Annotated in this window: 3 protein-coding genes, 1 tRNA gene and 1 pseudogene; 1 reads left to right on the forward strand and 4 read right to left on the reverse strand. The window is 64.3% G+C overall.

Annotation, left to right across the window (positions count from 1 at the left end; genetic code table 11):
- Positions 1-156: 156 nt before the first annotated feature.
- The 4 genes and pseudogenes from B0G69_RS17335 to acs form a co-directional block, all read right to left on the reverse strand.
- Positions 157-247 (reverse strand) — tRNA-Ser (locus B0G69_RS17335).
- Between the two features lie 60 nt (positions 248-307).
- Positions 308-2,326 (reverse strand): sodium:solute symporter family protein, encoded by a 2,019-nt coding sequence (locus B0G69_RS17340; RefSeq protein WP_121319511.1) that lies wholly within the window; start codon positions 2,324-2,326, stop codon positions 308-310.
- 4 nt (positions 2,327-2,330) lie between these two features.
- Positions 2,331-2,741, reverse strand: a complete 411-nt coding sequence (locus tag B0G69_RS17345) for a DUF4212 domain-containing protein (protein WP_121318960.1) — start codon at positions 2,739-2,741, stop codon at positions 2,331-2,333.
- Between the two features lie 167 nt (positions 2,742-2,908).
- Positions 2,909-4,890 (reverse strand): annotated as a pseudogene (acs, locus tag B0G69_RS17350) (acetate--CoA ligase).
- A 537-nt stretch (positions 4,891-5,427) separates the two neighbouring features.
- On the opposite strand from acs, the gene B0G69_RS17355 reads away from it, so the two are divergent.
- On the forward strand, positions 5,428-6,321 hold the full coding sequence (locus B0G69_RS17355) for a DMT family transporter (RefSeq protein WP_121318962.1): 894 nt from the start codon (positions 5,428-5,430) through the stop codon (positions 6,319-6,321).
- Positions 6,322-6,514: the final 193 nt, after the last annotated feature.

A 6,514-nucleotide genomic window follows, 5' to 3' on the forward strand; every position in this document is an offset into this window, starting at 1 on the left:
CGAGACTACGCAAGCGGTTTAGCATGGTGCTGGCGAGGTTGTGGTCGGGCATGGGCCGGCCGATTCCCTTCGCGTGTCAGGATTGGCCCTCGACGAAAGCCTACTTTTATGGCGCAGCTCTGATTTTGAATCGGCCGCAAAGCCTTATGGGAAGGGTGGCGGAGAGACGGGGATTCGAACCCCGGATAGGTTATTAACCTATACACGCTTTCCAGGCGTGCGACTTAAACCGCTCATCCATCTCTCCGGCGGGGAGCCGAATTATAGCAAACTTCACGCCGTGCGCCACACCCATGCGAAAACCCGCTCAAGGATGCCGGATATAATCCACCAGCGCGATCGTATAAGCATCCGGTTTGCGGTCGATCAGACTCACGCCGATCGCCACCAGGAACCCCGCCGGCACGCCGAACACGCCCGAACTGATCGGCTCGATGCCGAACCAGCGCGCGCCCGTGAAGCCCGTCATCTGCGTGAAGAACGGATAGGTCGAGACGATGTAATAGATGCACACCATGAGCCCCGCCACCATGCCGGCCACCGCGCCGAGCCGCGTCGTGCGCTTCCAGAACACGCCGAGCACCAGCACCGGAAACAGACTCGACGCCGCCAGCGAAAACGCCGCACCCACCAGAAACAGAATATTCCCCGTGTTCAGCGACGCCACATACGACGCGAACAGCGCCACCCCCAACAGCAGAATCTTCGAGATCGTCACACGCCGCTGGCTCGACGCGCCGGGATCGACCATGTGGTAGTACACGTCGTGCGACAACGCGTTGGCGATCGTCAGCAGCAATCCGTCCGCGGTCGACAGCGCCGCGGCCAGCGCGCCGGCCGCGATCAAACCCGACATCACATACGGTAGCCCCGCGATCTCCGGCGCGGCGAGCACCACCATGTCCGGCTGCATCTGGATCTCGCTCCACCGCACAATGCCGTCGCCGTTCGTATCGGCGAGGCTGATCAGGCTCGGCTCGACCTTGCGCCATTGCATCAGCCATTGCGGCAGATCGGCAAAGTGATGGCCGACCAGGTTGCTCAGCATCTCGTACTTGATCAGCACCGCGAGCACCGGCACCGTCAGATAGAACAGCGCGACGAAAAACAGCGTCCAGCCGACCGAGCGGCGCGCGGAGCCCACCGAAGTCGTCGTGTTATAGCGCGTCAGGATATGCGGCAGGCTCGCCGTGCCGAGCGACAGACACAGCAGCAACGAAAGAAAATTGCGCTCGTGGATGCGCCGATCCTCGTCGTTGACCGCGGGAAACGGCTCGTGCATCGGCACCGGCGCGGCCGCGCGCATCAGCATTTCGTCGCGATGCTGGGTCCAGACGATCTGCGCGGCGGCGGCGTCGCGGGGGAACTGTTCGAGCGCCCTTTCGCGCTCCTTGATGTCGCGCAGCGGACCATTGTGGCGGCGCAGATCGGCGACTTCCTGCGTGAGCCGCTGCTTCTCGTCGACGAACGATTGCGGCAACGCGTCGAGGCGCATCTGCATCAGCGTCGCGCGGCGTCGATAGTCGTCGCGCACGGTCTGTTCGAGCGGCTCGTCGCGCACCTGCTGCTCGAGGCGTTCCATGCGCTCCATCAAACGGCCATAACTGACTTGCGGCGCCCAGCCGAGGCCGTCCTTATGCGCGATCATCGACACGGGAATCAGGATCGCCGCGATCAGAATGATGTACTGCGCGACCTGCGTCCACGTGACGGCACGCATGCCGCCAAGAAACGAGCACACGAGAATGCCCGCGAGTCCGCAGAAAATGCCGATCGCGAAATCCACGCCGATAAAACGCGTCGCGATCAGTCCGACGCCCTGGATCTGCGCGACCAGATAGACGAACGAGCACAGGATCGCGGCCAGCGCGGCGAGCCCGCGCACCGCGTTGCTCGAAAAGCGCGTGCCGAGAAAATCGGGAATCGTGTAGCGCGCGAGCTTGCGCACGTAGGGCGCAAGGAGGAACGCGACAAGGCAATAGCCGCCGGTCCAGCCCATCAGATACGCGAGACCGTCGTATCCGGTTGCATAGATCGACCCGGCCAGTCCGATGAACGACGCGGCCGACAACCAGTCGGCCGCGGTCGCCATGCCGTTGAACGCGGACGGCACGCGCCGCCCCGCCACGTAGTATTCGACCAGATCGGACGTACGCGACAGCACGCCGATCACCGCGTACACCGCGATCGGCACGAACAGGAACACATAGCCGATCCATACACCCGGGCCGGTGTTGCGCTCGATACGCCACATCACGTAGATAAACAGCAGGAAGCCAAGCGTATATAGCGCGTAGGAGCGGATCAGCCGATGCGTGAGTTTCATCGGCTCAGCGTCCGCGCCCGGTCGACGCGTTGGCATCGGCATTCGTGCTTGCGCTGGCTGCGGCGCTCGCGCTCGCATTCGCATCGGCATCGGCATCGAACGCACGTTGCAGGCGCCGGTCGGCACGCTGCATCAGCACGATATACACGACGATTAGCGCGAGGTAGACGAGGATCGCGCCCTGTGCGCCGAAATAGAACGGCAGACTGAAACCGCCGATGCGCACGTGCGCCAACCTGAGGGCGATCAGAGGCAGCACGAACGACACGACGAAGCCAATGGTCATGAGCGTCGCGATCAGCGCGAGATTGAAGCGCCAGTACGTTTGATGCGCACGCGCCATCGCCGCCGAGACCGCGGGCGGTTCGGGCGCGGGATGAAGCGTAGCGTGAGAGGAGTGGTGCGGCGCGGCCATGCGCCTATTTAACAAAAAGCCACCGGGCAGGCAATCGGGATTGTCCGCGCGGTGGCATCGACGGTGTGGTCTAAGTGGTCCAAGCAGACGACAAGTGATCGCCCTTTGCGTCAGGTCAAGCACGTATCGTTCGACACGCGCTTGTCACGACCCGGACCAACCACCGCTCAGAGCGACTCGCCGAGCTGATCGAGAATCGCCGGGTTTTCCAGGGTGGACACGTCCTGAGTGATGGCCTCGCCCTTCGCGAGCGAGCGCAACAGGCGGCGCATGATCTTGCCCGAACGCGTCTTCGGCAGGTTTTCGCCGAAGCGGATGTCCTTCGGCTTCGCGATCGGACCGATCTCCTTGCCCACCCAGTTGCGCAGTTCGATGGCGAGCTTCACGGCCGCCTCGCCTTGCGGACGCGCGCCCTTGAGCACGACGAACGCGCACACGGCCTCACCCGTGGTCGCATCGGGCCGGCCCACCACCGCGGCCTCGGCCACGAGCGGATTCGACACCAGCGCTGACTCGATCTCCATCGTCCCTAGCCGGTGACCCGACACGTTGAGCACGTCGTCGATGCGGCCCATGATCGTGAAGTAGCCGGTCTCCTTGTCGCGCACCGCGCCGTCGCCGGCGAGATACAGCGTACCGCCGAGTTCTTCGGGAAGTAGCTCTTCTTATAGCGGTCCGGGTCGCCCCATACGTTGCGCAGCATCGACGGCCACGGACGCTTCACCACCAGAATGCCGCCCTGCCCGTTCGGCACGTCCTGGCCGGTTTCGTCGACAACCGCCGCCATGATGCCCGGCAGCGGCAGCGTGCACGAACCCGGCACGAGCGGCGTGGCGCCCGGCAGCGGCGTGATCATGTGCCCGCCGGTTTCGGTTTGCCACCACGTATCGACGATCGGGCAACGGCCGCCGCCGACATTCTCGTGATACCACACCCACGCTTCCGGATTGATCGGCTCGCCGACCGTGCCGATGATGCGCAGCGTCGACAGGTCATAGCTCTTCGGATGCACTTTCGCGTCGGCCTCGGCGGCCTTGATCAGCGAGCGGATCGCGGTCGGCGCGGTGTAGAAAAGCGTGACTTTGTGCTTCGCGATCATGTCCCAGAAGCGCCCGGCGTTCGGATAGGTCGGCACGCCTTCGAACACGACCTGGGTGCCGCCGAGCGTCAGCGGACCATATGCGATGTAGCTATGGCCGGTGATCCAGCCGATGTCGGCGGTACACCAGAACACGTCGGTGGGCTTCCAGTCGAAGGTCCACTTCAGGGTCAGCGCGGCCCACAGCAGATAGCCGCCCGTGCTGTGCTGCACGCCCTTGGGCTTGCCGGTCGAGCCGGACGTGTAGAGGATGAAGAGAGGGTGCTCGGCGCCGACCCACTCGGGCGCGCATTGATCCGACTCGGCTTGCGCGAGTTCATGCATCCACAGGTCGCGGCCTTCGTTCCACGCGACCTTGCCGCCGGTGCGCTGATACACGATCACGCTCGTGACCGCTTCGCAGCCGCCCATCGCGAGGGCTTCGTCGGCGATGTTCTTCAGCGGCAAGGCCTTGCCGCCGCGCATCTGTTCGTCGGACGTGACGAGCGCGACCGCGCCCACGTCCACCAGCCGCTCATTGAGCGACTTCGACGAGAAGCCGCCGAACACCACTGAATGCGTCGCACCGATCCGCGCGCAAGCCTGCATCGCGACGATGCCTTCGATCGACATCGGCATGTAGATCACCACGCGGTCGCCCTTCTTCACGCCGCGCTTCTTCAGCGCGTTCGCAAAGCGCGACACGCGTTGCAGCAGATCCTGATAGGTGACGTTGGTGACGGTGCCGTCGTCGGCCTCGAAGACGATCGCGACGCGCCCGCCATTGCCGGCTTCGACATGACGGTCGATGCTGTTATACGACGCGTTCAGCTGACCGTCTTCGAACCACGTGTAGAACGGTGCCTTCGATTCGTCGAGCACCTTGGTGAAGGGGGTGTTCCAGCTCAGCGTCTCGCGAGCGAGGCGCCCCCAGAAGCCTTCGTAATCGCGTTCCGCTTCGGCGGCCAGCGCCTGGTACGCGTCCATGCCGGAGATGGTCGCGCCTGCCGCTGCTTCAGCGGAGGGCGGGAAAACACGGCGTTCCTGAAGAACCGATTCAATCGCAGACATCGACAACCCCTTGGTGAAGATGAAACGTAAAACCTGTGCCGGCGCGCCCGTGGCGCACCCTGTCCTGTCGGCGCGGACCTCGATGATCGACGCGCGCTGTCTCCAACCCTCGCGCAGCGAAACGCCGGGCGCCGCGCCGCAGCCTGTCGGTACTATCTATCCATGCGGCGCTGCAGCATGGATGCGTGCGACGAGCTCGCTGCTCTCATGGTCAAACATAAGCGTTGCAACTTACCAGCCACTTACGCGAGCCGCATCGGCGTGCCCGCGAAAACCCTTAGCCGAGCAGACATGCGACGTACCGCGTAGGCCTCAAGTGTGACGCACATGAGGTACAAGCGGCGCACTCGACACTACGCAAGTCCAAGCGCGCATGCTACGCGTTACACCACGTTTATGTATTCGAACTCGCATACCGTGTTGCACATCGTACGCGTTGCGACGTCGGGCATCCGCCCTTGTGTCCGCCCGGGTGCCCTTACGCTGGTTCGCACGGCCTCTTACAATGCTAACTGAACTAGTCGCCCGGACTCCAGCTTGAATCGTTACGCCCTTCTTCTCATCACCTCGATGCTGTTGGTCGGCAGCAATGTCGGCATCGGTAAATCGATTGTCGAGTTCGTCCCCGTCCCCCTGTTCGCGCTGCTGCGCTTCGTGATCGCGATGGCGGTGCTCTGGCCGCTCCTGCGTGTGGCGAAGCTGCGCCGCGTCAAACGCGACGAATGGGTCAACCTGTTTCTGCAGGCGCTGTTCGGCACCTTCGGGTTCACGTTGCTGATGCTCAATGGCGTGCAGCGCACCAGCGCGGTGGCGGCCGGCGTCATCACCAGCACGATCCCCGCGGTCGTCGCGTTGCTGTCCTGGCTGATCCTCAAGGAGCGGCCGAACGGCCGGGCGCTCGCGTCGATCGCGCTGGCGATCGTCGGCGTCGTCGTGATCAATCTCGCGCACGTTGGCGAGAACGCGGCCGGCGAGACCTCGTTCGTCGGCAATCTGATGGTGCTCGGCGCGGTGTGCTGCGAATCGCTCTACATCATCCTGTCACGCCGCCTCACGCAAACGCTCGCGCCGATCGACATCTGCGCGTACACGCACCTGTTCGGCCTGCTGCTGATGCTGCCGCTCGGCGCCGGCGCGCTCGTGCACTTCGACTATCAGGCGGTGCCAGTCGGCCTCTGGACACTGGTGCTGTGGTACGGGCTGTCGGCCAGCATCTTCTCGTTCTGGCTATGGATGAAGGGCATCCGCCATGTGCCGGGCAGTCTCGCGGGCGTGTTCAGCGCGGTGTTGCCGGTGGCCGCCGCGATCTATGGCATCACGTTTCTCGGCGAACGGCCCACCCTCGCGCACGGTTTCGCGCTCACTTGCGTGGTCGCGGGCATCGGGCTCGCGAGCCTGAAGACGAGGCGGGTGCCGCCGGTGGCGTCCTGAGCACGCCGCCCGGCCAGGACGTGGCTCATGTGGCTCATGTGGCCAATGCGGCTCATGCGGCCCATGCGGCCCATGCGGCCCATGCGGCCCATGCGGCCCATGCGGCCCATGCGGCCCATGCGGTTCACCGGGCCCACCCTGCCCGCCGCGCCGCAGCAAATTCACCCGACGCTGTACAATAGCGCGCCTGATG

It is taken from the genome of Paraburkholderia sp. RAU2J (assembly GCF_003634845.1).
Taxonomy (GTDB): Bacteria; Pseudomonadota; Gammaproteobacteria; order Burkholderiales; family Burkholderiaceae; genus Paraburkholderia; species Paraburkholderia fynbosensis.